Consider the following 23,945-nt stretch of genomic DNA (forward strand, 5'->3'; position numbering starts at 1 on the left):
GCGGTGTTTCAGGCTGCCCGTCCGGGTGAGTGGACTCGGCCAGCAGGTAGAGCGTGATGCCCCGTTCCGCGGGTAGCGGGTAGCGGGTAGCGGTGAACGGGCCTGCGTTCGCGCGGTGGTCCGCGGTGGCCCGGGCGCGCGCGGAAAGCGCGGTGAAGCGGGGACCGGTGGTGAGTAGGTTGACGATCATGAAACTGACGAAGTACGGGCACGCGTGCGTGCGGCTGGAGAAGGACGGCCGGTCCCTGGTGATCGACCCGGGCGAGCTGACCCTGGAGGGCGCCGCGACCGCCGGCGTGGACGCGGTGCTGATCACGCACGAGCATGCCGACCACTACAGCCTCGGCAGGCTCTGGGGCATCCCCGAGGTGTACGCCTCCCCCGGAATCGTCCGGATCCTGGAGGATCTGGACGATTTTCGCGAGCTGGACCACGACAACATCCACGCCGTCCGCGAGGGCGACACCTTCGAGGTGGCCGGGTTCAACGTCCGGGTGTTCGGCGAGAAGCACCACCTGAGCAACCTCGACGTCCCGCCCGTGGACAACGTCGGGTTCCTCATCGATGACGAGGTGTTCCATCCGGGCGACGCGCTGACCAGGGTGGACGTCCCGACGCTGCTCGTCCCGGGGCAGGCGCCGTGGCTGACCGCCCCGATGACGGCGGCGTACCTGCGCGCGGTCCGGCCGGAGCGGGCGTTCGCGATCCATGACGGCCTGGTGAACAAGTGGGGCCTGGAGGTCATGGAACGGGTGCTGGCGATGGAGTCCGAGCGGGCCGGACGCCCGTACCGGCGAATGGAGATCGCCGAGAGCGTCGAACTGTAGGGCCTCAGCGCGGCCGAGCATGGTGTGAGCGCGGAACTGTAGAACAGCTTGGTGTAGTTGCGGGGTCGGCTCTGCCCGAGCTTGGGAAGCGCTCCCTGCATGAGCAGTGTGGAAAGGGACGTCCAGGCGGGGCGGCTCCGCGGGTGCTGGCACGGTGGCGCGGCGCGGTTCCTCGGCATCCCGTACGGGCGTCCGCTCACGGGCGCGGCGCGGTTCGCGGCGCCGGACACGGCCGTGGGCTGGGACGGGGTCTTCGACGCGACGGCCTTCGGGCCCTCCCCGCCGCAGCCGGCCGACGCGTCCTGCCCGCCGAACCCGCCCTTCTCGGACCCGGACGACTACCTCCGCGTCAACGTGTGGACGCCCGATCCCGACGCGGCCGGGCTGCCGGTGCTCGTGTGGGTGCATGGCGGCGGGTACGTCTCGGGCACGTCCGCCGACCCGTCCTTCGAGGGGACCGGGCTGTCCCGGGACGCGGACGTCGTGCTCGTCTCGATGAACTACCGCTTGGGCATGGACGGGTTCGCGCTGCTGGAGGGCGCGCCGGCGAACCGCGCGCTGCTCGACCAGGAGGCCGCGCTGCGCTGGGTGCGCGACAACATCGCCGCGTTCGGCGGCGACCCTGGCAATGTGACCCTTTACGGGCAGTCGGCGGGCGCGGGATGCGTCGCGGCGCTGGTCACGAGGCCGTCCGCGCGCGACCTGTTCCGGCGGGTGATCCTCGGCAGCGTGCCGAACTCCTACCAGTCGGTCGAGCGCGCGCGGCAGGTGGCGGCGGACATCGCGGGCCGCGTCGGCGCACGCCCGACCGCAGAGGATCTCGCGCGCATTCCGGCGGACGCCCTGGTCAAGGCCGTCGCCACCGATCCCGCGCAGAACGTCCCTGCGCCTGTCCTGGACGGCGAGGTGCTCGCCACCGACCCGTGGACGGCGTTCGGCGACGGCGCGCTCGACGGCGTCCCGCTCATGATCGGCCACACCCGGGACGAGTACCGGCTGTTCGTCGCCCGCGCCGGACTGCTCGGTGCCATCACCGCCGACGAGGCCGGAGACGCGCTGAGCACGCTCGCGCCCGGCGGCCCCGACTCCTACTGGAAGGCCTACCCCGACGCCGATCCGGAAGAGCTGTACTGCCTGGTCATCGGCGACGCGCTGTTCCGCATGGGGACGTACCGGCTCGCCGAGCTGCACCAGGGGCCGACCTACCTGTACGAGCTGGGGCTGACCGTGCCCGCGCGGGACGGAGCGCTCGGCGCGCCGCACTGCGCCGACATCCCGCTCATTTTCGACGTGTACGACGCGGGTCTCGGGATCGAGCTGTACAACGGGGAGCCGACGTGCGCGATGCGCGAGCTGGGGGCGCTGATGCGCCGCTCCTGGGGCGACTTCGCGCGGGACGGCGATCCGGGGTGGCTGCCGTTCGACCGCGACCGCCGCCTCACGCGGTCCTTCAACGGGCAGGTTTCGGAGGTCCGCTATCCCGAGGAGGCGTCCCGCCGGATCTGGTCCGACGTCCGCTTCGGCTCCCTCCCAGGCTCCACACCACGGCCGGACGGCTCCTGAGCCCAGCCGGACGGCCTCCGAGTTCGACCGGACGTCTTCTGAGTCTAGCCGGGCGCGTTCTGGGCCTCGCGGGTGCGGGCGAGGAGGGCTTCGATGCCGTCGAGGTGCAGGCGGAGGCCGAACTCGAAGAGCTCGTCCAGGTCGGCCAGGGTCGTCGCGCCCGGTGGGAGGGTGGCGGCGAGCGTGCGGAAGCGGCCGCCGGCGAACAGGTCGGTGTGCAGGGCGCTGTCGGCCGACATCCGCTCGCTCCCGGTGATGCCGGTGTCGTGCTCGGCCTGCACCTCCAGCGCGTTGCTGGCGGCGATGCCGCCGACGTAGCCGTCCAGGGCGAGGACGGTGTGGAGCATGTCGTGGGCGCTCAGCCCGAGCCCGTCGAGCGCGCGCAGCTCCCAGTCGACCATCCGGACGCCGCTCGGTACGGCGGGCGGGCGGACGATCGAGTTGTGCATGATCGCGGTCAGCCAGGGGTGGCGGCGGTACGCGCGCCACTGGATGTGAGCGGACAGTTCGAGCTTCGCGCGCCAGCCGGGCGGGCCGGGTTCGGGCGGGGGCTCCTCGCCGAACGCGACGTCCGCCATGAGCCGCAGCAGCTCGTCCTTGTCCGGGATGTACCGGTAGAGCGACATCGGGCCGACGCCGAGGTGCGCGGCGAGGCGGCGCATCGTGAGCGCGGTGAGGCCGTCCCGGTCCGCGAGGACGATCGCCGCCCTGACCACGACGTCCCGTGTCGAGCCTGGTGAAACGCCGATGGACGACGCTCCGGGCACGAGCCCGTCAGGTTCGAGGGGTTCCGGGGCCCGGTCGGCGACGAGGGTTCCGCCGCCCGGGACGGTGCGGACCCAGCCCTGCTCGCGCAGCACGCCGAGCGCTTTGGCGGCCGTCGCCATCGCGACACCGTGCTCCCGGACGATCTGCCGGGTGGACGGGACGCGCCGTCCTGCGGGCAGCTCCCCCGCCACGATCCGCTCCCTGATCGAGGCCGCGATACGCAGGTAGGGAGGCGTCGAACCCGTCATGTGCCGCGCCTCCACCGTTCTAGTCCGCTCACGCGCTTCCGGCCACCGTACTAGTACAGACATCCATGACGGACGCCTGAATGCACTGAATTCAACCGGATCGCCTTGGGCGGCCCGGTCGCGCGTCGATACATTGTACGCACCGTACTAGAGGAGCTTCGGGGAGCTGCACATGCCGCATGACGAAAGGGCGAGGTCGCGTCGCGAGGTGCTGGGCGGGACGGCGGCGCTCGCGGGGGCGGCGCTGTTCGCCTCCGCAAGCGCCACCGCCGCCGCTGCCGCCACCCCAGCGGGCCCAGCGGCTCGGCGCGGCAAGGACGAGGCGTTCGCGCTCACGCACGTCACCTTGATCGATGCGACCGGAGCACCGCCGCAGAACGACATGACCGTCCTCGTGCGCGGACGAACGATCGCGGCCATCGGGAAGACCGGCGCGCTCGCTGTCCCGGCAGACGCGAAGGTTCTGGATCTGACCGGCCGGTTCGTCATCCCGGGGCTGGTGGAGTCGCACGTGCACAGCGCCGGTCCGGAGGCGGTGGTGCCGCCGCTGTACGCGCTGACCGGCGTGACGACCGTCCGGGAGATGCGCGGCGAGTCCGTCCACCACCGGTGGCGGGACAGGATCGCGAGCGGCGCGCTGCTCGGCCCGAGGTGGATCATCGGCAGCCCGATCATCGACGGCCGGCCGTCGCTGCACACGTCCGACACGGGCTCGCTGATCGAGGTCGCGGACGCCGCCGGGGCCCGCGCGGCGGTGCGGCGGGTGAAGCGCGAGGGCGCCGACTTCGTGAAGGTCTACTCGCGGCTGACCCGCGCGGCGTACTTCGCGATCGCGGACGAAGCGCGCCGCCAGGGCATTCCGTACACCGGCCACTGCCCGGACCCGGTCACGATCGCCGAGGCCGTCCGCGCCGGGCACCGGACCCTGGAGCACATGGACGCCGTGCTGCTGGCGACGTCATCGCGCGAGGCGGAGATCCGGCGCGGCATGGCGGCGATCACCACCGACGCCTCGCAGGACACGTTCCACCGCTATCACGCCTGGTACCAGCAGGTTTACCCGCTGGAGCACATCGCCGTGCGCAGTTTCGATCCGCAACGGACGGACGCGCTCTTCGACGACCTGCGGCGGCATGCGCGTGCGGTCGTCCCGACGCTCCGCGTCCACCAAACGCTCGAAACACCGGAGACGAACCGGAAGACCGACGAGTGGCGGTACCTGCCGTCCGGTATGACCGGCTGGTGGGCCGATGTCACCGAGGTGATGACCGGCGGGCGCTCCCCGGAGCAGGCCGCCCGGATCAGGGAGATCTTCGAGCACCGCAAGGCGCTCGTCGGGCGCATGCATCGAGCCGGGGTCCAGGTTCTCGCCGGAACCGACACCGGCAATCCGTACCTCGTCCCGGGTTTCGCGCTGCACGAGGAGCTGGAACTCCTTGTGCAATCGGGCCTCACGCCGATGCAGGCGCTCCAGGCGGCCACAAACCGGCCCGCCCAAGCCTTCGGCATGGACGCCGAGGTGGGAACGGTCGAGCCGGGCAAGCGCGCCGATCTCGTCGTCCTCGATGCCGACCCGCTTGCGGACATCCGCAACACGCGCCGGATCGATGCGCTGGTCGTCAACGGCCGCCTGATCACCTCGGACGAGCGGGCCCGCCTCCTCGCGGACGTCGAGCAAGCCGCCCGGTCGGATCAGTCGCAGACCACGGCGATGGCTGCCGGGTGCGCGTGCGCGAAACACCCGTCCCACGCCTAGCGAGTACCGAGTCCCACGCCTACCGAACGCGAGGGCCCACGCCTAGCGAACGTGGAGGCGCACGCCTAGCGAAGATGACGGGCCGTTCGCCGTCCCTTGACCTTCCGCCCGGACATATTCGGGTATTTCCCCTCAAGGTGATCCGTCGCCGAGTGGAGGGAGCCGCTCATGCGGGTGTTCGTCACGGGCGCGTCCGGATGGATCGGATCGGCGCTCGTGCCCGAGCTGCTCGGGGCCGGGCACAAGGTCATGGGCCTCGCCAGGTCGGACGCCACGGCCGCCGCCGTCGCCGGGGCGGGCGCCGAACCGGTGCGCGGGGACCTGTCCCATCCCGACACCCTGCGGGCCGCCGCCACCGAGGCGGACGGGGTGATTCACCTGGCGTTCGACCACGATTTCTCCCGGTTCGGGGAGGCGGTCAGGACGGACGCGCACGTCATCGAGACGCTGTGCGGGGCGCTCGCGTACACGGGCAAGGCGCTGGTCGTGACGTCCGGGACGCCCGCCGTGCCGGGGCACGTGGCGACCGAGCGCTACGAGTCCCTGCCCGACTCGCCCGGAGGGGCGCGGGACGCGAACGCCCGGATCGCCCTCGCCGCCTCCGACCGGGGCGTCCGGTCGTCCGTCGTGCGGCTGCCCCGGTCGGTGCACGGCCCGGGCGACCGGCACGGGTTCGTCGCGCGCATGATCGACCTCGCCCGGCAGAAGCGCGTGTCCGGGCAGGTCAGGGACGGGTCGGCGCGCTGGCCTGCCGTCCACGTCATGGACGCGGCGCGGCTGTACCGGCTGGCGCTCGAAGGCGCCCTGGCCGGTTCGGTACTGCACGCGGTCGGCGACGAGGGCGTGCCGACTCATGACATCGCCGAGGTGATCGGCCGGCATCTGAACGTGCCGGTCGAGTCCCTTCCGGTCGAGGACTTCGGGTTCCTCGGCCAGCTCCTGGCGACCGACCAGCCCGCCTCGGCCACCGTGACCCGCGACCTCCTGGACTGGCGGCCGACGCACCCCGGGCTCATCGACGACATGGAGAAGGGCCACTATTTCGACGCCTGACCAGCCCGGTCAGTAGCCGGAGCCCTCCGCCGCGGCGGCAGGAGCGCGGCCTTCGAGGCGTCCTTCCAGGTCGGCGAGGATCGTGGCCGTCGCGGTCGCGCCGAACCGCGTCGCGCCGAGGCGGTGCATCTCCAGCAGGGCATCCAGGCTGCGGACGCCGCCGGCGGCCTTGACCTCGACGTCCGGGCCGACGGTGCGGCGCATCAGCGCGATGTCGGCGGGTGTCGCGCCGGTCGGCGCGAAGCCGGTGCTGGTCTTGACGAACGCGGCGCCCGCGGCCTCGGCGGCGCGGCATCCCTCGATCTTCTGGCGCTCGTCCAGGTAGGCGTTCTCCAGGATCACCTTCACCGGACGGCCGCGCGCGGCGGTCACGACGGCCGCGATCTCGTTCTGGACGAACTCGGTGTCGCCCTCCTTGAGGCGCCCGACGTTGACGACCATGTCGATCTCGTCCGCGCCGCGCCCGACCAGTTCGGCCGTCTCGTAGGCCTTCACCTCCGTGGTCGTGTCGCCGTGCGGGAAGCCGACGACGGTGCCGACCGCGACGCCGCTCCCCCGCAGGGTTTCGGCCGCCAGCGCGACGTCCGCCGGACGGACGCAGACCGAGGCCGTCCGGTAGGCGAGCGCGGTCTCCAACCCGGCCTCGACCTCGGCGGACGTGAGGTCCGGGCGGAGCAGCGAGTGGTCGATCATCCCGGCGACCTGCGCGGGGGTGGGGAGGGGACCGTCCCAGACGGGGGTTTCGGTGGGCATTCCGGGGGCTCCTTCGGAGTAAGCTGTCTATACAGCCTATACAGGTCGGTGCGGTCCTCGGAACGGGCAGACTGGGACGGCCGCTCCCGCCCCGGCGGCGCCCGTACGACCGGTGAGGAACGATGGCCGTATCACGACCGCTCTACGAGCGCATCGAGAAGCAGCTGCGCCGCCGCCTGGACGCCGCCGCCGAGGGGGACCCGTTCCCGTCGGAGACGCGGCTGGCGCAGGAGTTCGACGTGTCCCGGATGACCGTGCGCGCGGCGCTGGCCGGGCTGGAGCGTGACGGGCTGCTCGAACGCGTCCCGGGCAAGGGCACGTTCGTGCGCCGTCCGGCCACGTCCCGTCCGGTGGGGACGCTCCTCAGCTTCCACGACCAGGCTTTGACACTCGGGCGGACGCCCCGGTCGTCCGTCCTCGAAGCGGGATTGCGCGCGGCCACCCCGGAGGAGGCTTCAGCGCTGGGCCATCAGCGGGTCGTCGCCGTCCGCCGCACGCGCTTCCTGGGCGAGGAGGCGGTCGCCATCGAGGACGCGGCCTTTCCGGATTCGCTGAGCGCCGTGCTGGACGCCGACATCGAGACGGCCTCGCTGCACCAGGCGTTGCGCCAGCTCGGATTCGAGCCGACCGCCGGCACGTCCTTCCTCACCGCGCGCATCGCGGGGGACGACGCCGTCCACCTAGGCGTCCCGCCCGAAACCCCGCTATTGGTCGAGACCCGGACCATCGTCGATCAGCATGGCGCCCCGCTGGAGCATTCGACCAGCGCATACGTCGCCGAGCGCTACAACCTCAAGGTCGACTTCACGATCGTCCGGTAGCGGAGTGCGTCGGCGACGATTCAAGGCTCCACCGATCGCCGACGACCGTGATGACCTGGTCATCGTTGATGGAGACGAAACGGCCGGAAGCGTCCGCTGCGAGGCGGTCGTGGCGTTCAGCGCGTCCTCGGTTCCGGTGGGCCAGGACGATGAACGGGACGAGCCCCATCCCGGCCGTGCCGTCCGGCCGTCCGGGATCATCCAGATCCTCGAACGTTCGCAGGTCAGGCCCGGCAAGCGCGGCCCCGGCCGAGATCCCGGCGTACGCGAGTCGGCCTTCGCGCACAGCTTCGGCCGCCAGCTGGGCGAACCCGCTGCGCTGGGCGTGTTCGAGCAGGAACATCGCAAATCCGCCGCAGACGAAGACGACCTGGGCTCGATCGAGGGCCTGGCGGACGTCCTGCCGCGAGGCGTGCTCCAGGTCGAGCCGCTCGACCTCAAGCCCCTCCGCCCGGAGCAGGTCGTCCGCGACCTGGACGTAGGGCGCGGACGGCAGCGGAGTGGCCGCCGTAGGGATCAGCAGCGCGCGGCGCGGTTCGCCGGGCAACCCGTCCAGCCACGACGGCAGCGCTCCCAGCCCGGCCGACCCGAGGAACAACCGCTGCGGCATCGGCGTCCTTTCTCGTGGTCCCTGACCTGCCGAGATTACTGCCAAACTCGTTCAAGGAAGTCGGCGATGAGCGGGGCGATCTCCGGGAGGTGCGTTTCGAGGGCGAAGTGGCCGGTGTCGAAGAGGTGAAGTTCGGCATCCGGAACGTCGTCCAGGTAGGCGTGGGCGCCGGGCGCGGGGAAGAACGGGTCGTTCGCGCCCCAGGTGATCAGCGTCGGCGGGGTGTGCTTGCGCAGCCAGCCTTGCCAGTGGCCGTAGCGCTCGACGTTGGAGTGGTAGTCGAAGGCCAGCGCGATCTGGGCTTCCTTGCGTCCGGGGAGGTCGAGGAAGTGCCGGTCGAGCGTCCATGAGCCGGGGTCGATGACCTGGGGGTCGGTGACGCCGGTCTCGTACTGGCCGCGCGTGCCGTCGAGGGTGAGCAGGTTTCGGATGGCCTGCTCGGCGTCCGGGTTCTCGGGCTTGAGGGCGATGAAGTCGCGCGCGCCGTCCGAGAGTCCGGCCTCGTAGGCGTTGCCATTCTGGACGACCAGCCCGGCGATCCACTCGGGGTGCCTTTCGGCCAGCCGGAACCCGACCGGAGCACCGAAGTCGAACACGTACATGACGAAGCGCCGCAACCCGAGCCCCTGGACGAACCCTTCGGTGACGTCGGCAAGCCGGTCGAAGGTGTAGGTGAAGTCGGCAGGCGCCTCGGTGTGCCCGAACCCCGGGTAGTCGGGCGCGATGAGGCGGTAGCGCGACCCGAGGACGTCGATCAGCCGCCGGAACTGGTGCGAGCCCGATGGGAACCCGTGCAGCAGAAGCAGGACGGGCGCGTCGTCCCGCTCAGGCAGCGACTCCCGGTAGAACACACGCACACCGTCCACGTCCAAGTACCGATGGACGACGCGAGCAACCTCGGAGTACGTCATCTCTAATGCCTTTCAGCGAGAATGATGCGTTAGTTATAGCGAGCGACGACCTAACGCGTCAACACCGAGATGTAGCATTAGCCCATGGACGACGCCGCCCCACTGACCGGCGAGCCCCTGGCCCTGGACCTGGTCAACACCCTCACCGCCGCGGGCGACCTACTGGCCACCCCCGACGACCTGCGCAAATGGCAGCAACTCCAGGCCGACCGCCTCCCGGATGCCCCGCCCGAGGACGCCCTGGACGCCGTCCGGACCGTCCGCGAACACACGAAGCGCGCCCTTGACCGCGTCCGCGAAGGCAAGCGCCCAGACCCAGCGGACCTGGACGCGCTGAACGACGCCCAGCTCGCAGCACCGGCGATCAAGGCGCTGACCTGGGATGGCAAAGCTCTCATCGCAGCGAACCGCCGAACCGGCCCACCCGCATCCCGCCTAGCCGCACACCTCGCAGAGGCGGCGACCGAGCTGCTCGCCGACCCGGCGGTCACCAAGATCCGCCAATGCGAGGCGGACGACTGCGTGATGCTGTTCCTGCCCGCCCACCCGCGCCGCCGCTGGTGCTCCCCAGCCCGCTGCGGCAACCGCGTCCGCGTGGCCCGCCACTACCAGCGCCACAAGCTCGACGAGAAGGACCCCGCACAATGACCGACCACGACACAACCGCGCTGGACGACCCGGTGGCCGAGTCACTGCGCGGAACTCACGCGCACCTAGCCGGACGCCGCCCGCTTGAGCACATCCAGCAACCCGGCGAACTCCCCCAAGCTCACCCGGAGATGCCCGCCCGCCACGTCCTTCGAGTCCCGAACCCCCACTCCGGACCCAAGACGCCCCAGCTCAACACAGTGCTCGTCGTTCGCGCCGCCGGTGTATGAGCTCTTCCGCCAGTGCATCACTCAGCCCTCCGGCCGCACCTGCCTGATGCGCTCCACGAGGCCGCCGAACTCAGCCACGGTCAAGCTCAAGTGGCCGACACTGGGATTCTTGGAGTCTCGAAGTCCAACGGTCGCGGCAAGCCTGCCCAGTTCGATGCACTGCTCATCGTCCGCGCCACCACTGTACGAGCTCTTCCGCCAAGCAACCATCATGAGTACCGCTCCAAGTACTGGCCAATGATCTCTTTCGAGCCGTCTACGGACGCCGCCATACAGCCGACGCGATCGACCTTAACCGACAGATCGCGAACCTCGCCAGGGCTCTCGATCATGCGGCCACCATTCTGAGCTCCCGCGTACGCGATATCGCGTCCGTCCAACCTGATCACCTGAACTGACCCGTCGACCCCCAAGTGAGCCCCCGCAGAGAACGGAACCACGCGAAGGATGACGCCCGGGAGTTCCGCCAGGTAGAGCAGGTGCTCCATCTGGGCTTTCATGACCTCGCGACCGCCGACCTGCCGCGCGAGGACACTCTCATCCACCAGCGCCCAGATCTCCAGCTCCTCCTTTTCGACGCGCTCAAGGAACATCTTCTTGCGCGCCACACGCCGCTGCATCGAGGCCTCATAGTCCTTGGGGCTGCCCGCCTTCACGTAGCCCCAGGAGTAATCGTCGGTCTGGAGCGCGATCGGGATCACCTGGCCGTGCCACATCCAGATCATGTTCGCCTGCTCCTCGTACTTCGCGATCTGCTTGCCCCAGTCCGGGTCGTGGGCCATGCGGGCGAACCAGAGCATCACGCGGAAGAGGACGCCGGTGCCGTAGTGCTCGTCCAGGAGCTTCATCTGATCGTCCTGGGGCCTGCGCCTGCCGGCCTCCATATTGGAAACAGTCGAGCGGGCCAGACCCATGATCTTGCCGCACTGGGTGAGGGACAAGCCTTCCTTCTCGCGCCAGAAGCGCTGAGTGTGCGCGAGGAAATGCCACATTGAGATCTTGGGGTCGAGTTCGTCGCGCACGATCGGCATGGCAACCCTCCTGTTTCCAGAATCTCCGTCAACACCACGACCTTAGAACGGCGGGGTCACTCTTGGGGCGTGAAATCAGACATTGGATCCTTGAGTGGGACGCGGGGGACGGCGGTGACGGGGGACCTGGTCCTGTCCATGCTGGGCTCACCTGCGGCGGCGGGGCTGGCGCGGACGATGGCGGCGGAGCGGCTTCGCAAATGGGGGCATTTTCACCTGAACGACGATGTCGCCCTTATCGTCGCCGAATTGGTGGCGAACGCGGCGGAGGCGACGCCGCGGGCGGAAATCCGGTTCCAGCTCAGCCGGGACGGATACGGGATCGTGATCGCGGTGTGGGATTCCAGCGCCGCGCTGCCCGTCGCGAAGCCGGTGGTGGAAATGTCGCTGGACGATCTCGACATTTCCGAGGAATCATTCGACGCCAACGGTGGGTGGGGGCTGCCGATCGTGGCGGCGCTCTCGTCCGCGTGCGGCTGTACCGCCGATCCGGCCGGCGGGAAGTGGATCTGGGCGCGGCTTACGCCGTGACCTCGGGGACGGCGTCGGCCAAGGCGCGGATCAGGGGGTCGTTGTTACCCGCGCGCCAGGCGAAGGCCCAGCGGACGGGCGGCGCGTCGCGGACGGGCAGGTAGACCACGTTGGGCCAGGGGTAGAACCTGGCGGCCTCGGCCGGGCAGACGACGACCGCTTCACCGGCGGTGGCCGCCTTGAGCTGGTCGTCCCAGGACGACACGACCGGGCCGCGGGCGACGGGCCGTCCCGACGGGGTGCGGAACGGCTGGAACGCCTCCTCCATGGACGCCGGGATCGGCGAGCGGTGCGCCATGAGCGTCAGGTCGCCGAAGTCCTCCAGGCAGAGCGCCTCCCGGCCGGCGAAGGGGTGGGTGGCGGCCATCCCGACGACGACCGGCGACGTGTGCGTGATCGGGCCGACCGTGATGTCGGGTTCGCGGACCGGCAGCCACAGGTGCGCGACGTCGGTCTCGCCCGAGCGCAGCGGTGTCAGCGGGTCGATGGGGTTGAGGTCCAGGTGGACGAGCCGGACGGCCGGGTGCCGCTCGCGGAACCGGTCCACGATCCCCGCGACCATCCAGCCCTGCGGCCCCATGCTGCCGAACGTGAGCGTCCCCTGGACGTCGCGGACGGACGCCGTGACCTCCTCGATCCCCTCGACGATCTGCCGGTAGGCGGGCCGGAGCGTCCGGTAGAGGCGCTCGCCCACGGGTGTGAGCCGGACCGTCCGGGAAGTGCGCTCGAACAGCGGCGCGCCGATCCGCCGCTCCTGCTTCTTGATCACGTGGCTGACGCGGGACGGGGTGATGCGCAGGCGCTCGGCGGTGCGGCCGAAGTGCAGTTCCTCGGCGAGGGTCAGGAAGATCTCGATGTCGCGCAGTTCCACGGTCATTCCTCGCCGGCGTGGTCCACGAGCAGGTCCACGAAGGCCGTGGCGGACGGCGACTGACCGGTGCCCGGCCACACGACGCCGTAGTCAAGGGTCGGCCCGTCCTTGAACGGGACGAACGCGATGCCGGGACGGTCGTGGTAGCGGGAGGCGCGCGTCGCGACGATCGTGGCGCCGAGCCCGGCGGCGACCAGCGCGGGAACCTCGGACCAGAACTCGTAGACCGGCCCGGCGGGGACGGGGCGTCCCATCGGCGTGTGCGTGGGCAGGTGCAGGTCCACCAGGAACTTCGGGAGGTCCTTCCCGCCGGGCCTGATCAGCGGCGCTTCGGCCAGGTCTTCCAGGGACACCTGCTCGCGGCGGGCCAGGGGGTGGTCGGCCGGGACCATCAGCGCCCGCGGCTCGCTCAGCAGGACCGGGCCGTCCGTGACCCCGGGGACGCGCAGGGGAAGCTCGCCGAGCTGGAGGTCCAGCTCGCCGCGACGCAGCGGGCCGAAGAGGTCGTCGAACCGGGTCTCCTGGATCCGGACGGCCGCGTCGGCGTACCGGTCGCGGAAGACCGCGGCCGCGCGGTAGGCCAGGTCGGCGCACCACGGGGTGGTGTAGCCGACGCGCAGGGTGCCGGTGATGCCGCGCGCCTCGGCGACGGCCCGGTCCACGGCCTGCTGGATCTGGAGGTGCGCGGGCAGCAGGTCGTCGCGGAGCCGCTCCCCCAGCCGGGTCAGCCGGACGGTGCGGGAGGTGCGCTCGAACAGCGGCCCGCCGATGCGCCGCTCCGCCTTCTTGATCGCATGGCTGACGCGGGACGGCGTCACGCGCAGGCGCTCGGCCGTCCGGCCGAAGTGCAGCTCCTCGGCCAGCGCCAAGAAGATCTCGATGTCCCGAAGCTCCATGAACCCCCCAGGATCGTGAACCTACTGGTCATCGCTGCGTTGACCAAACGCGCATCGATGACCGTCCGGGCAACGCAGCCTTGCCGACATCGGCGTTGTTCCGGCGCGTCCGGGCCGACAGCCTGTTATCCGGCGCCCCCGGCGAGCCGCCGGAACCGGCGCCCCACCGGCCGCGCGGGCCGGACTGCGACTGCGGAGAGGACGATGAGCGAAGAGATTCGTCGGCAACCGGCGGAGCCTGCGTGGCGGCCGTGACGCGGGGCCTTGAAGGGGCCCGGGCGCTGCGGGTGCGGGTGCGGGTCGCGCGCGTCCGGCCGGAGCGGGAGGAACCGGACGGGCTGCGCGTCCTGGCGTGGCATGCGCTGGTCGCCGCGTCCACGGCGCTGGACACGCCGGGCGCCGCACCGGCATCACCCGCGCGCTTCCACGCCTGCCTGAACTCCAAGGCCACGCTCGTCTGGACGGCGACCCGCGCGGGACGCGTCGTCGGGCTGGCGATGCTGCGCCTGCCCGCCGCCTCGGGCACCGGGCGCGCGCAGGTGCACGTCCATCCGGATCACCGCCGCCGGGGTGTCGGCGGCAGGCTGGTGGACACCCTGATCACCGAGGCGCGCGCCCGCGACCTGCACGGCGTGATCGTGACGGTGCCCGCGGACGGGTCCGGCGACGCCCTCTGCGTCAAGCGTGGCCTGGTCCGGCTCCGGACCCTGCACCACCTGCTGCTGTCGCTGCGCGACGTGCATCCCGGCTGGCTGGACGAGATGGCCGCGGTCGAGCATCCGGGTTACCGGCTGACCGAAACGGCCCAGATCATGCCGCCCGGCCGCGACACGCTGTCCGGTGACGTGCTGCTGACCGTCGCCGCCGAGCACGGGCGGAAGGTCGTCGGGTGCACGGAGGTGGTGGTCCCGGCGGGCGGCGGGACGCGCGCGACCCAGTTCGACCAGCTTCCCGGCGACGGCCACCGCCTGGGCCTGGACCTGTGGGTCAAGGCGGCCATGCTGCGCCTGCTCTACGGCCGGTACCCCCAGGTCACCCAGGTCGTGACGGACAATCCGGAACACGACGCCGAGCTGCTCGACGTCAACCGCCACCTCGGGTTCCGGATGCACCACCGCGTCCACGAGTACCGCCTGGACCTCGGCGCGGACTGACCGGAACGATCTCGGGGAGGTCAGTCCGCCAGCGGCAGGAGGTCGGGGCCGTCCGCCTCGGCGGCGAGGGTGACGATGCGGAGCAGGTCGGCGAGCTGGCGGCGCTGCTCCGGCGTCAGCGCGGCGAGGAGGACGTGCTCGCCGGACGAGCGGTCCTCGTACACCGCCTCCCAGGCGTCCAGGGCCTTGCGGGTCAGGCGGACGAACAGCCGGCGGCGGTCGTCCGGGTCGGGGATGCGCTCCACGTAGCCGTCGCGTTCGAGGCGTTCGAGGCGGTTGGTGAGCGTCGCCGGGCGGACGTCCAGGACGCCGGCGAGCCAGGTCGGACAGGCCTGGTAGGGGGTTCCGGTCGTCCGCAGCCACCAGATCACGTCGTACTGCCAGTCGCGCAGGCCGTGCTCGGCGAGGGCCTCCTCCCGCTCGTGGCGCAGCCGCCGCACGACGGCCTGCATCCGGGTCACCGCGCCCTCGACGTCCGGGTCGAGGCCGGGCAGCTCCCGGGTCCAGAACGCGATGTGCCGGTCGATGGAGTCCTGTGCCATGGCCCAGACCCTACCGATTCGAATATTTCCATAACGAATCAAGTACGGTGGCAGGCCGGATGATCTTGGCCGGTTAGGCTGCGGCTCCCCCTGAACGAGAAGGAGAGCCATGCGAGCTCCTGTGCTGCTGACCGGGACCGTCGCCGCGACGGCCCTGCTCGGCGTCCCGGCGGCGGAGGCCGCGTCCTGGACGTCCCAGAGCGGCGCCACCTACCAGTTCTGCACCGACGCGAAGTCCTCCAACCAGGTCAAGTACTGGACGTGCATCCAGTACGCGGCGGGACACGCCAAGGCGCGGGTCGTGGTGAAGGTCAAGACGTCCGCCAAGCGCGCGGTCAAGGCCACCCCCTACCTGAGGGTGCCGGGCAGGTCGCACAACATCAGTACCGGGACCTGCTCCGCGACGCTGGCGAGCGGCGCGAGCAAGCAGTGCTCCACGGGATGGCTCAGCGCCAACCGGATCCTCCAGGACGGCAACGCGGCGGTGTGGGTCTCCGGGCACCGCGTCCCGGACCAGGTCACGCGCGGCACGCACCTGTCGGCCAAGAAGCAGGAGAACTCGGCGAAGTACTGCGGCCCGGCGTCCGTGCAGGCGGCGCTGTGGACGATGAAGGGCTCCGCGCCGTCCCAGGACACCCTGGCGAGCAGTAGCAACCTGCAGACGAACCGGTACGGGTTCACCTACCCGGGGCGCCTCGCGGGCGTGCTGAACAAGTACAAGCCGAGCTCGGTGGGCAAGTACTCGCTGTACGACTTCGGGCCGGTCGGGCAGTCCACGGAGCTGGCGTTCAAGCAGATCCACCGGTCGATCAGCGCGGGCCAGCCCGTGGTGTACCTGGTCGACCCGTCGAAGCTGCCCTGGTCGAGCAACCCGACCGGGACCAAGGTGCGGCACTACATCCTGCTGTACGGCTTCGCCGCCCGGAAGACCACGTCCGACACCAACCTCAACGGCGGGCTGCTCGTGGACCACTTCGCCGCCTGGGACCCGGCCCACGGCGACGTGCACAACATCACGGTCACGCAGCTGATCCACGCCTCCACGGCGTCGCAGTACATCGACGACGACCTGGTGTTCGCCGCGAAGTGACGCGGGCGCCGGAAGGCCGACCCCTCGGGGCCGGGTGCCGTGCGCACCCGGCCCCGAGGGGCAAATAATACGGTTTCGAATATTTCCATTCCGTAGTACCGTCGCCTCCCGTCAGCCCCGACGACGAGGAGGACCGCCATGCCGCTTTGGCCCGATGACCTGGCCGGACAGGTTCACGAGCACGTCTTCGACAGCGCCCTGCTGCGCGGCAACCCGCTCGGCGACCCGCACGAGCGGCCGCTGTGGGTCTACACGCCGCCCGGCTACGACGACGACCCCGAACGGCGCTACCCGACCGTGTACATGCTGATCGGCTTCACCGGTCAGGTGCGGTTCTGGGGCAACAAGCCCGCCGCCTACCGCGAGTCCGTGCCGGTGACCACCGACCGGCTGTTCGCGCGCGGCGAGGCGCCGCCCGCGATCCTGGTGTTCGTCGACGCGTTCACGCTGTACGGCGGCAGCCAGTACATCGACTCGCGCGGGACCGGCCGCTACCACTCGTACCTGTGCGACGAGGTCGTCCCGTGGGTGGACGCGCATTACCGGACGCTCGCCTCGCGCGACCACCGCGGCATCGCGGGCAAGTCGAGCGGCGGGCTCGGCGCGTCCATCACCTCGATGATGCGCCCCGACCTGTTCGGCGCGTTCGCGACGCACTCGGGCGACTCGCTGTCGGAGGCGCAGTACACGCCGCACTTCTACAAGGCCGTCCGCGACCTGCGCGCCTACGACGCCGACATCTTCGCGTGGTGGAAGGACTTCCGGTCGCGCGTGGCGTTCACCAAGGACGAGGACATGCGGCTGCTGGAGATCCTCGGTGTTTCGGCCTGCTTCTCGCCCGCCGAGGACGGCACGCCCGTGCTGCCGTTCGACCCGGTGACGGGCCGGCTGCGTCCGGACGAGTGGCAGCGCTGGCTCGACTGGGACCCGGTGCGGATGGCTCCCGCGCACGCGGACGCGCTGCGCTCGATGCGCGGCATCTGGATCGACGCGGGCGTCCGCGACGAATGGTTCCTGGACCTGGGCGCGACCGCGTTCCGCCAGGCCGTCGCGGACGCTGGCGTGCCGGACGACGCCGTCCGGTTCGAGCTGTTCAACGGCGGTCACATGGCGATCGAGTACCGGCAGCCGCCCGCGATCGCCTGGCTCTCCGGCGTCCTCTCGGACTAGCGGACTAACGGCGGCGGGTTAGCGGCGCGAGACGGTTCGGGTCACGCCTGCCGCCACAGTGGACACCAGAATCCAGCCGACGGCGACCAGCACGTAGGAGAACCACTGCTGCAGGCCCTTCGGGTTGAAGGCGTACTTCTGCCCGAGCGTCACCAGCGGCAGCATCAGGTCGAGCGTGTAGACGAACGGGTTGAAGTGCGGAGCCTCGTCCTTCTTCAGCGGAGCGGGGTGATGCAGGGCGAAGACGGTCGTGCCTATGGCGAGGAAGAAGGCCACCCATGCGGCGGCGAGCCAGGGCCGGTAGCCATAGCCGACCGTCACGTCCTGGACGAGGCCCCAAGCGCGCGCGACGGGCGACTTGAACTGGCGCTGATGCCGTTCCCGCTCATAGAGGATGCGTTGCGCCTGCGACTGCATCCCTAGGCGGACGTACATCTGCGCCAGCTGGTCGCATGCCTGCGGTCGCTGGTCCAGAGGCAGACGTTCCACCCAGGCGAGGCGTTCGCGGGCGGACAGGGCCGGTTGCAGCGTCTCGTATACGAGTCCGTCCGTGCTCAGCGCCTCCGGCCATTTCTCGGGAAGGTCGCGCAGGACGGTCAGCCGGGCGCCGTTGAGGACCACCCGGCCCTCGGCGGCGTCCGGAAGCAGGACGAGTTCGGTCGCCCGCGCCCCGGAGAGGTCGAGCGCCGTGCCGCCAGGGCACCGGACGTCGATTCCGGTCAGGTCGATACCAAGCCGGAACCGGCTGTCCACGAGCCGGATCTCGCGGTCGGCGACGACTTCGAGCAGGCGGATGCTGGAGGCCACCTCGTTCCGGGTGAACCGGAAAGCGACGTCGTCGGGCGCGCCGCGCAGCCGCATCTTGCTCGCGAGGACGCTGCCGCCGAGGCCGCTGTTGCTGATCCGGATCTCACCCTCGGCCCGCAGGTCGCTGAGCCGGAGCGTGCCGCCGATCTCGCCGTTCTCCATGTCCAGGCACATGCCGTTCCGCCCTGGACGCAGGTCGGCGTTGATCAGGCTGAACTCCCCGGCGACGCGCGTGCCGCGCAACCGGATCTCGCCGTCGCGGACGCGCAGCCGCGGCGCGTCGAGGTGGCCGATGGACGCGCGGTCGAGATGCAGGGCGGTGCGTCCCGTGCCGGTCAGGTCCGCGTCGGCGAGGTGCAGGCCCGCATCGAGGGTCACGCCGGTCAGCCTGAACTCGCCCTTGACGGTCAGGCCGTTCTCGCACCAGAACGCGCCGGTGACGTGGGCGCGGGCCGCGCTCAGCGCGAAACCGCCGGGATTGCTCAGCCGCGCGCGGGGCAGCAGCAGCGGGCCGCGGATCTCCGCGCTGCGCAGGCGGAACTCCCCGTCGGTCACCAGCCGGGTGCCCTCAAGGCCCTCGCCGAAGCTCGCGTTGTCGATGTCGAGCACGACCGCGCCGGGGTTCTCCAGGCGGGCGCGGGACAGCTCGAACAGGCCGGTCACGCGCGCGCCGCGCAGCACGACCGGACCGTCCGCCACCAGGTCGGGGCAGCCGAGGTCGCCGCGCACCGACACGCCCTCGCCGTCGAGCGCGGCGCCGTGCTCCGACCGGCCGAGGGTCGCGCCGTGCAGGCGGAGGCCGCCGCCGATCTCGGCCTGGTCGACGCGGATGCCGCGCTCGATCCGGGTGCCGCGCAGGTCGAGCACGCCGTCGATCCGCGCCCGCGGCGCCTTGAGCTGGCGCAGGCGGCTGCCGACGAGGCGGACCGTCCGGGTGGTGGCCTCGGCCAGCCGCACCGTCCCCTCGAAGACGCAGTTCTCGCAGACCAGCGCGACGCCGACGGTCGCGCCCATCAGGTCCAGCGGTCCGGTGACCGTCGCGCCGCGCAGCCGGATCGCGGCGAGACCTCCCGGTTCGGCCTCCCGCGCGCCGAGCAGCAGGGCCCGGACGACCTCGGCGCGGACGGTCCGGCCGGCCTTGTCGGCGGCCTTGTCGGCGGCTTTCGCCAGGTCCGTCCAGGCCCCGGTCGGGAAGGCGTCCCAGAGGAGTTGCTCGGCGTCGGTCAGGTCGTCGGGCTCCACCTGATCATTCTGGGACCGCCGGGCCGTCCGGGCCAGGGCCGTCCGCGAACTCGTCGGCCGGGGCGGTCTCACTCGGGAACAGGATGGGGCTGAGCAGGTAGCGATCGCGGCCGGGTCCGGCCTGGTGCTTGAGGTGCGGGACGATCGCGGCGCGCAGGTCGGCGAGCAGCGCGGCCAGCTCGTCCGGGCTGAGCCAGAGCGCGTGCTGCCGGTACCCGACCGGATCGGACGCCGGGTCGGAGCCGTCGCGGTCCAGGTAGGCGTCGAACTCAGCGGCCAAGGCGGCGAGCGCGGCGGTGAACGCGGCGCGGTGCTCGTCCGGCGACAGCGCGGCGGCCTCGGCCGGGTCGACGTCCGCGCGCTCGCGGCTGAGCCGGTACCGGCGCTCGACCGCGCCGCGCACGCGCCGCTCGTCCGCGACCTCCAGCACTCCCCCGGCGGCGAGCGCCTCCACGTGCCGGTACACGGTCGCCTTGGAGACGTCCGGGACCAGCTCGGCGAGCCGCGAGGTCGGCAGGACGCGCCCGCCGCGCAGCGCGTGCACGATCCGCAGCCGGACGGGATGGGCGAAGAGTTCCAGGGTGCGCACGGGACGAATGCTCTCACACATGCTACCTTTCTCAAACATGAGAACAGATGAGTGGACCCCTCCGCCCTACGCCGCTCCGGACGCCTTCAAGGAGCAGGACGTCACGCTCGGCTCGGTCGGCGGTTCGCTGGTAGTGCCGCACGCCGGAGGCGACGTCGGCGTGGTGCTGCTGAGCGGCGGCGGACCGTTCGACCGCGACGGAACGGCCGGACCGAACAAGCCGCTGAAGGACCTCGCCTGGGGGTTGGCCGCTCGCGGGGTCGCGTCCGTGCGCTTCGACAAGCCGTCCGGGCAGGCCGCGACCATGGCGGACGAGTACGTGCCGTTCGCCGCCGAAGCCGTCCGGCAACTCCGCGAGCTGGTGAAACGCGTCTTCGTCGTCGGACACAGCATGGGCGGCAAGGTCGCCCCGCGCGTCGCGAGCGCAGTCGGCGTGGACGGGCTGGTTCTGCTCGCCACCGATGCCGAGCCGATGCATCGCGCGGCGGTGCGGGTGTCGCGGCATCTGGCGGCGCTCGATCCCGCCTACGCCGAGTTCGCCGCGCAGATCGAGCGCCAGGTCGCGGCACTGGAGTCGCTCGCGCCGGACACGCCGTCCGCCGACCTGCCGTTCGGGTTCCCCGCGTCCTACTGGCGTGATCTGCTCGACTACGACCCGGTTGAAGCGGCAGGGGCGCTCGGCGTGCCGCTGCTCATCGCGCAGGGCGGGCGCGACTACCAGGTCACCGTCGCCGACGACCTCTCCCGCTGGCAGACCGCCCTGAAGGGACGGTCGGATGTGACGTTCCGGGTCTACGAGTCCGACGACCACATGTTCTTCCCGGGCTCCGGCCCGTCCCTCCCCTCCGACTACCTGCAGCCGCAGCATGTAGACCCGGCCGTCATCGAAGACGTGGCCGCCTGGCTGCTCGCGCACTGAGCGTTGTCGGCGCGAGGCGTTTCAGAGGTGTTGGGTGGTGGCGAAGGCGAGTTTTGCGGGGTTGAGGACCATGTGGAGGGCGCTGACTCGGGCGCCGTCCGTTTCTACGACGGCGACTAGGAGCACGATGTCGCGGGCGTGGACGATGAAGCCTGGGGCGCCGTTGACCTCCGTGAGGTCGAAGGCGATCTCGGCGGGGTCGAGGTCGGGGAGGCCGCCCGGCCAGCGGGAGCCGTCGCGAATCCGGTCCATGAGGCCGAGCAGGTAGCGGGCGAAGCGCTCGCGGCCCTGCACGGGGCGGCGCGCGGCGGTGCGCCCGCCGCCGTCCGCCCAGGCCGTGGCGTCCTCGGCGAGCAGCCGGACGAGGCCGTCCAGGTCGCCGGTCGAGGCGGCGGCGAGGAAGCGCTCGACGATCCGCCCGCGCCGCGCGGCGTCGGCCTCGAACCGCTTGCGGCGCTCGCCGACGTGGGCGCGGGCGCGGTGGTGCAGCTGGCGCGCGTGCGCCTCGTCCACGTCCAGGATGTCGGCGATCTCCCGGTACGGCAGGCCGAACGCCTCGCGCAGCACGAACACCGCGCGCTGCGGCGGCGACAGCGTCTCCAGCAGCACCAGGACACCCATCGACACCGACTCGCGCTGCTCCACGGTCTCCAGCGGGCCGAGCGCGCCGCCGCCCGTGACCACCGGCTCGGGCAGCCAGGGGCCGGGGTACCGCTCGCGGGTCGCGCGGGCGAGCGCGAGCCGGCTCAGGCACAGGTTCGTGACGACCTTGGTGAGCCACGCGGCAGGGGTCTCGATCTGCTCCCGGTCGGCGCGGTCCCAGCGCAGGTAGGCGTCCTGGACGGCGTCCTCGGCCTCCGCGGCCGAGCCGAGCAGCCGGTAGGCGAGCCCGAACAGCCGCCCGCGGGACCGCTCGAACTCCAGCGCCGCGTCCTGCTTCGGATGGGTCCGCGGCGCTTCGTCCATGGGCCGAGTATCCAACTCGTTCAAATTTAAACTACAGTGGGGGCATGGCCACCATGCCCACGATCTACCTCAGCCACGGCGCGCCGCCGCTCGCCGACGACCCGGTCTGGCCCGGCGAGCTGGCGGCGTGGGCCGCCGGCCTGCCGCAGCCCGAGGCCGTCCTCATGGTCTCCGCGCACTGGGAGGACGCGCCCGTCACCGTCGGCGCGACCTCGCCCGTCCCGCTGGTGTACGACTTCTGGGGGTTCCCGGAGAAGTACTACCAGGTCACCTACCCCGCACCCGGCGCGCCGGAGCTGGCCGCGAAGGTGCGCGGGCTGCTCGGGCCGTCCGTCCACGAAGCGCCGGAACGCGGCCTCGACCACGGCGCGTACGTCCCGCTGAAGGAGATGTACCCGGACGCGGACGTCCCGGTCCTCCAGATGTCGATGCCGACGCTCGACCCGTCCGAGCTGTACGACCTCGGCCGCCGGCTCGCGCCGCTCCGGGACGAGGGCGTGCTGATCGTCGGCAGCGGGTTCTTCACGCACAATCTACGCGCCCTCGACCCGACCGGCGGGGTCGCGGCCGCGACGGCCGAGTTCGACGAGTGGGGCCGCCGCGCGCTCGACGCGCACGACGTGGACGCGCTGCTCGACTTCCAGCACAAGGCCCCGGCGCCGGACTTCGCGCATCCGCGCACCGAGCACTTCGCGCCGCTGTTCGTCACGCTCGGCGCGGCGTCCGCGCAGAGCGAGGACGCCACCAGCCAGCCGATCGACGGCTACTGGCTCGGCATGGCGAAGCGGTCCGTGCAGTTCGGCTGAGCCTTATCCGGGCAGGCCGTAGACGCGGCGGGCGTTGCCTGCCGCGATCAGCTCGGTGAGTCGGGACGCGTCGGACGGCGTCCACGATCCCTCGGTCACGCCCGCGTCCATGATCTGGGCGAGCGCGCGCCGGAACAGGACGGCCGCCAAGTGGTAGAACTCGGCGAGGCCGTACGCATCGGACGAGTAGAGCACCTTGCCGAACGGGGCCAGTTCGAGCAGCTCGTCCAGCAGAACGGGCGCGCGGTCGCCGACGCCGTGCAGGGCGAGGCCGACGTCCGCGTACACGTTCGGGAAGACCTGCGCGAGGTATCCGGCGCTGCGATGGAACGGGTAGTTGTGCAGGAGCAGCACCGGCGTGCCCGTTGTGGTCAGCTCGCGGAGGAGGTCGGTGAGCAGGAGCGGGTCGCCTCGCCTGAGATCGGCGTCCGCGTCGCCGTATCCGACATGGAACTGGATCGGCAGGCGCAGGTCTGAGGCACACCAGATCAGGAACCGGTGCAGTACCGGGTCGTCCACGCGCGGTCGGCTTTGGCGGAGGAGTCCTGCGGCGGCGGCCGTGACTTCGCGGTCGGTGGGGCGTTCGCCTTGCAGGGCGAGACCGGCTCGGTAAGCGGCGATCGACTTGACGCCTACCGCGTTGCGGGTGCGGTCGGCGAGGGCCTCGCGGAACGCGTCGGGGAAAGCGTCCGCGCTTGCTGTGGTTGCGGCAACCTGCTCGGCCAGGGACTCCAGGCGGACGATCTCGTGCGCCCGCGCGTTCGCCAAGGCGCCCAGTTCGTCCGGGGCGAGCAGCGCGTCCGGGTTGAAGCCGGTGTCGACGCAGAGGGCCGCCAACCCGGCGGACGCCAGGAAGCGCCGGTTGACCTCGGCGAAGCCGAGCTCGGCGCGGCGCGCGAGGTACTCGTCCGGCGTCACGCGCGGTGGGAGGTCGAGCACGGGCGCGCACCAGCGCCGGACGGCCAGCCCGACACGCGTGTCGAAGAGGCTGGCGCCGGGCGGTGGCGCGTCCGCCTCGGTGAGCAGCGCCTCGAACGACGCGCGGTCGAGATCGCGACGCACCACCCCATGGCAGTGATGGTCGACCAGCAGCGGAATGTCGTCGCGCACCCGCGCCTCCCTCGTCATGCCGTCAGGACGACC

At 71.4% G+C, this 23,945-nt stretch carries 26 protein-coding genes; 12 read left to right on the plus strand and 14 right to left on the minus strand.

Annotation, left to right across the window (positions count from 1 at the left end; translation table 11 throughout):
- Positions 1-188: 188 nt before the first annotated feature.
- Positions 189-827, plus strand: a complete 639-nt coding sequence (locus FHU30_RS23460; protein ID WP_253878697.1) for an MBL fold metallo-hydrolase — start codon at positions 189-191, stop codon at positions 825-827.
- Between the two features lie 99 nt (positions 828-926).
- Positions 927-2,390: a carboxylesterase/lipase family protein gene (locus tag FHU30_RS23465; protein ID WP_253878698.1), complete on the plus strand. Its 1,464-nt coding sequence runs from the start codon at positions 927-929 to the stop codon at positions 2,388-2,390.
- 44 nt (positions 2,391-2,434) lie between these two features.
- Here the strand turns inward: FHU30_RS23465 and FHU30_RS23470 are convergent, their stop codons facing one another.
- On the minus strand, positions 2,435-3,406 hold the full coding sequence (locus tag FHU30_RS23470; protein ID WP_253878699.1) for a TetR/AcrR family transcriptional regulator C-terminal domain-containing protein: 972 nt from the start codon (positions 3,404-3,406) through the stop codon (positions 2,435-2,437).
- Positions 3,407-3,578: 172 nt separating this feature from the next.
- On the opposite strand from FHU30_RS23470, the gene FHU30_RS23475 reads away from it, so the two are divergent.
- Positions 3,579-5,162, plus strand: coding sequence for an amidohydrolase family protein (locus FHU30_RS23475; protein ID WP_253878700.1), 1,584 nt, complete (start codon positions 3,579-3,581; stop codon positions 5,160-5,162).
- Between the two features lie 168 nt (positions 5,163-5,330).
- Positions 5,331-6,215, plus strand: coding sequence for an SDR family oxidoreductase (locus tag FHU30_RS23480; protein WP_253878701.1), 885 nt, complete (start codon positions 5,331-5,333; stop codon positions 6,213-6,215).
- A gap of 9 nt (positions 6,216-6,224) precedes the next feature.
- On the opposite strand, the gene deoC is transcribed toward FHU30_RS23480, so the two are convergent.
- Complete coding sequence (gene deoC / locus FHU30_RS23485) at positions 6,225-6,968, minus strand: deoxyribose-phosphate aldolase (protein WP_253878702.1); 744 nt, start codon at positions 6,966-6,968, stop codon at positions 6,225-6,227.
- Positions 6,969-7,090: 122 nt separating this feature from the next.
- Here deoC and FHU30_RS23490 point away from each other — a divergent pair, with 122 nt between their 5' ends.
- Positions 7,091-7,789: a GntR family transcriptional regulator gene (locus FHU30_RS23490; RefSeq protein WP_253878703.1), complete on the plus strand. Its 699-nt coding sequence runs from the start codon at positions 7,091-7,093 to the stop codon at positions 7,787-7,789.
- On the opposite strand, the gene FHU30_RS23495 is transcribed toward FHU30_RS23490, so the two are convergent.
- Positions 7,773-8,399, minus strand: coding sequence for a Type 1 glutamine amidotransferase-like domain-containing protein (locus FHU30_RS23495; RefSeq protein WP_253878704.1), 627 nt, complete (start codon positions 8,397-8,399; stop codon positions 7,773-7,775). The genes FHU30_RS23490 and FHU30_RS23495 overlap by 17 nt on opposite strands.
- A gap of 35 nt (positions 8,400-8,434) precedes the next feature.
- The gene (locus tag FHU30_RS23500) at positions 8,435-9,310 is read right to left on the minus strand and encodes an alpha/beta fold hydrolase (RefSeq protein ID WP_253878705.1); all 876 of its coding nucleotides are present in this window, start codon (positions 9,308-9,310) and stop codon (positions 8,435-8,437) included.
- An 84-nt stretch (positions 9,311-9,394) separates the two neighbouring features.
- Between FHU30_RS23500 and FHU30_RS23505 the strand changes: the two genes are divergently transcribed.
- On the plus strand, positions 9,395-9,958 hold the full coding sequence (locus FHU30_RS23505; protein WP_253878706.1) for a CGNR zinc finger domain-containing protein: 564 nt from the start codon (positions 9,395-9,397) through the stop codon (positions 9,956-9,958).
- Positions 9,959-10,023: 65 nt separating this feature from the next.
- Here FHU30_RS23505 and FHU30_RS23510 read toward each other — a convergent pair whose 3' ends face one another.
- Genes FHU30_RS23510 through FHU30_RS23520 form a run of 3 tightly spaced genes read right to left on the minus strand, consistent with a single transcriptional unit; the run spans position 10,024 to position 11,219 of the window.
- Entirely contained in the window at positions 10,024-10,206 is a 183-nt protein-coding gene (locus FHU30_RS23510) for a DUF397 domain-containing protein (protein ID WP_253878707.1), read from the minus strand.
- Positions 10,207-10,209: 3 nt separating this feature from the next.
- Positions 10,210-10,401 (minus strand): DUF397 domain-containing protein, encoded by a 192-nt coding sequence (locus FHU30_RS23515; protein ID WP_308211387.1) that lies wholly within the window; start codon positions 10,399-10,401, stop codon positions 10,210-10,212.
- The gene (locus FHU30_RS23520) at positions 10,398-11,219 is read right to left on the minus strand and encodes a helix-turn-helix domain-containing protein (protein WP_253878708.1); all 822 of its coding nucleotides are present in this window, start codon (positions 11,217-11,219) and stop codon (positions 10,398-10,400) included. Before FHU30_RS23520 ends, FHU30_RS23515 begins: the two co-directional genes overlap by 4 nt.
- 114 nt (positions 11,220-11,333) lie before the next feature.
- Between FHU30_RS23520 and FHU30_RS23525 the strand changes: the two genes are divergently transcribed.
- Complete coding sequence (locus FHU30_RS23525; protein WP_253878709.1) at positions 11,334-11,750, plus strand: ATP-binding protein; 417 nt, start codon at positions 11,334-11,336, stop codon at positions 11,748-11,750.
- Here FHU30_RS23525 and FHU30_RS23530 read toward each other — a convergent pair.
- Both FHU30_RS23530 and FHU30_RS23535 read right to left on the minus strand, forming a co-directional pair.
- Positions 11,740-12,621 carry a LysR family transcriptional regulator gene (locus tag FHU30_RS23530; RefSeq protein ID WP_253878710.1) on the minus strand — a complete coding sequence of 294 codons (882 nt, stop codon included), beginning with the start codon at positions 12,619-12,621 and terminating at the stop codon, positions 11,740-11,742. The two genes, FHU30_RS23525 and FHU30_RS23530, sit on opposite strands and share 11 nt — an antisense overlap.
- Positions 12,622-12,623: 2 nt before the next feature.
- Complete coding sequence (locus FHU30_RS23535; protein ID WP_253878711.1) at positions 12,624-13,517, minus strand: LysR family transcriptional regulator; 894 nt, start codon at positions 13,515-13,517, stop codon at positions 12,624-12,626.
- A gap of 242 nt (positions 13,518-13,759) precedes the next feature.
- Between FHU30_RS23535 and FHU30_RS23540 the strand changes: the two genes are divergently transcribed.
- Positions 13,760-14,671, plus strand: a complete 912-nt coding sequence (locus FHU30_RS23540) for a GNAT family N-acetyltransferase (protein ID WP_253878712.1) — start codon at positions 13,760-13,762, stop codon at positions 14,669-14,671.
- A 20-nt stretch (positions 14,672-14,691) separates the two neighbouring features.
- Here the strand turns inward: FHU30_RS23540 and FHU30_RS23545 are convergent, their stop codons facing one another.
- Positions 14,692-15,213 carry a MarR family winged helix-turn-helix transcriptional regulator gene (locus FHU30_RS23545; protein ID WP_253878713.1) on the minus strand — a complete coding sequence of 174 codons (522 nt, stop codon included), beginning with the start codon at positions 15,211-15,213 and terminating at the stop codon, positions 14,692-14,694.
- Between the two features lie 109 nt (positions 15,214-15,322).
- On the opposite strand from FHU30_RS23545, the gene FHU30_RS23550 reads away from it, so the two are divergent.
- Complete coding sequence (locus FHU30_RS23550; RefSeq protein WP_253878714.1) at positions 15,323-16,303, plus strand: C39 family peptidase; 981 nt, start codon at positions 15,323-15,325, stop codon at positions 16,301-16,303.
- 138 nt (positions 16,304-16,441) lie between these two features.
- On the plus strand, positions 16,442-17,473 hold the full coding sequence (locus FHU30_RS23555) for an alpha/beta hydrolase (protein ID WP_253878715.1): 1,032 nt from the start codon (positions 16,442-16,444) through the stop codon (positions 17,471-17,473).
- 18 nt (positions 17,474-17,491) lie between these two features.
- On the opposite strand, the gene FHU30_RS23560 is transcribed toward FHU30_RS23555, so the two are convergent.
- Positions 17,492-19,522, minus strand: coding sequence for a translocation/assembly module TamB domain-containing protein (locus FHU30_RS23560; RefSeq protein ID WP_253878716.1), 2,031 nt, complete (start codon positions 19,520-19,522; stop codon positions 17,492-17,494).
- Positions 19,523-19,526: 4 nt separating this feature from the next.
- Positions 19,527-20,111: a helix-turn-helix domain-containing protein gene (locus tag FHU30_RS23565; protein WP_253878717.1), complete on the minus strand. Its 585-nt coding sequence runs from the start codon at positions 20,109-20,111 to the stop codon at positions 19,527-19,529.
- A gap of 37 nt (positions 20,112-20,148) precedes the next feature.
- On the opposite strand from FHU30_RS23565, the gene FHU30_RS23570 reads away from it, so the two are divergent.
- Complete coding sequence (locus FHU30_RS23570; protein ID WP_253878718.1) at positions 20,149-21,030, plus strand: alpha/beta hydrolase family protein; 882 nt, start codon at positions 20,149-20,151, stop codon at positions 21,028-21,030.
- A 21-nt stretch (positions 21,031-21,051) separates the two neighbouring features.
- On the opposite strand, the gene sigJ is transcribed toward FHU30_RS23570, so the two are convergent.
- Positions 21,052-21,996, minus strand: a complete 945-nt coding sequence (gene sigJ / locus FHU30_RS23575; protein WP_253878719.1) for an RNA polymerase sigma factor SigJ — start codon at positions 21,994-21,996, stop codon at positions 21,052-21,054.
- A 44-nt stretch (positions 21,997-22,040) separates the two neighbouring features.
- Here sigJ and FHU30_RS23580 point away from each other — a divergent pair, with 44 nt between their 5' ends.
- Entirely contained in the window at positions 22,041-22,802 is a 762-nt protein-coding gene (locus FHU30_RS23580; protein WP_253878720.1) for a dioxygenase family protein, read from the plus strand.
- A 3-nt stretch (positions 22,803-22,805) separates the two neighbouring features.
- On the opposite strand, the gene FHU30_RS23585 is transcribed toward FHU30_RS23580, so the two are convergent.
- Entirely contained in the window at positions 22,806-23,912 is a 1,107-nt protein-coding gene (locus tag FHU30_RS23585) for an amidohydrolase family protein (RefSeq protein ID WP_253878721.1), read from the minus strand.
- Between the last annotated feature and the right edge of the window lie 33 nt (positions 23,913-23,945).

The sequence above is a fragment of the Actinomadura rupiterrae genome (assembly GCF_024172125.1).
In the GTDB taxonomy this organism is placed as follows: Bacteria; Actinomycetota; Actinomycetes; order Streptosporangiales; family Streptosporangiaceae; genus Spirillospora; species Spirillospora rupiterrae.

Coding starts and splice junctions, on each gene's coding strand:
- FHU30_RS23495 (WP_253878704.1), bottom strand. CDS start 8,399: ATGCCGCAGCGGTTGTTCCTCGGGTCGGCCGGGCTGGGAGCGCTGCCG.
- FHU30_RS23465 (WP_253878698.1), top strand. CDS start 927: ATGAGCAGTGTGGAAAGGGACGTCCAGGCGGGGCGGCTCCGCGGGTGC.
- FHU30_RS23510 (WP_253878707.1), bottom strand. CDS start 10,206: ATGCACTGGCGGAAGAGCTCATACACCGGCGGCGCGAACGACGAGCAC.
- FHU30_RS23505 (WP_253878706.1), top strand. CDS start 9,395: ATGGACGACGCCGCCCCACTGACCGGCGAGCCCCTGGCCCTGGACCTG.
- FHU30_RS23470 (WP_253878699.1), bottom strand. CDS start 3,406: ATGACGGGTTCGACGCCTCCCTACCTGCGTATCGCGGCCTCGATCAGG.
- FHU30_RS23570 (WP_253878718.1), top strand. CDS start 20,149: ATGAGAACAGATGAGTGGACCCCTCCGCCCTACGCCGCTCCGGACGCC.
- FHU30_RS23545 (WP_253878713.1), bottom strand. CDS start 15,213: ATGGCACAGGACTCCATCGACCGGCACATCGCGTTCTGGACCCGGGAG.
- deoC (WP_253878702.1), bottom strand. CDS start 6,968: ATGCCCACCGAAACCCCCGTCTGGGACGGTCCCCTCCCCACCCCCGCG.
- FHU30_RS23520 (WP_253878708.1), bottom strand. CDS start 11,219: ATGCCGATCGTGCGCGACGAACTCGACCCCAAGATCTCAATGTGGCAT.
- FHU30_RS23475 (WP_253878700.1), top strand. CDS start 3,579: ATGCCGCATGACGAAAGGGCGAGGTCGCGTCGCGAGGTGCTGGGCGGG.
- FHU30_RS23555 (WP_253878715.1), top strand. CDS start 16,442: ATGCCGCTTTGGCCCGATGACCTGGCCGGACAGGTTCACGAGCACGTC.
- FHU30_RS23500 (WP_253878705.1), bottom strand. CDS start 9,310: ATGACGTACTCCGAGGTTGCTCGCGTCGTCCATCGGTACTTGGACGTG.
- FHU30_RS23490 (WP_253878703.1), top strand. CDS start 7,091: ATGGCCGTATCACGACCGCTCTACGAGCGCATCGAGAAGCAGCTGCGC.
- FHU30_RS23535 (WP_253878711.1), bottom strand. CDS start 13,517: ATGGAGCTTCGGGACATCGAGATCTTCTTGGCGCTGGCCGAGGAGCTG.
- FHU30_RS23515 (WP_308211387.1), bottom strand. CDS start 10,401: ATGATGGTTGCTTGGCGGAAGAGCTCGTACAGTGGTGGCGCGGACGAT.
- FHU30_RS23460 (WP_253878697.1), top strand. CDS start 189: ATGAAACTGACGAAGTACGGGCACGCGTGCGTGCGGCTGGAGAAGGAC.
- FHU30_RS23580 (WP_253878720.1), top strand. CDS start 22,041: ATGGCCACCATGCCCACGATCTACCTCAGCCACGGCGCGCCGCCGCTC.
- FHU30_RS23480 (WP_253878701.1), top strand. CDS start 5,331: ATGCGGGTGTTCGTCACGGGCGCGTCCGGATGGATCGGATCGGCGCTC.
- FHU30_RS23550 (WP_253878714.1), top strand. CDS start 15,323: ATGCGAGCTCCTGTGCTGCTGACCGGGACCGTCGCCGCGACGGCCCTG.
- sigJ (WP_253878719.1), bottom strand. CDS start 21,996: ATGGACGAAGCGCCGCGGACCCATCCGAAGCAGGACGCGGCGCTGGAG.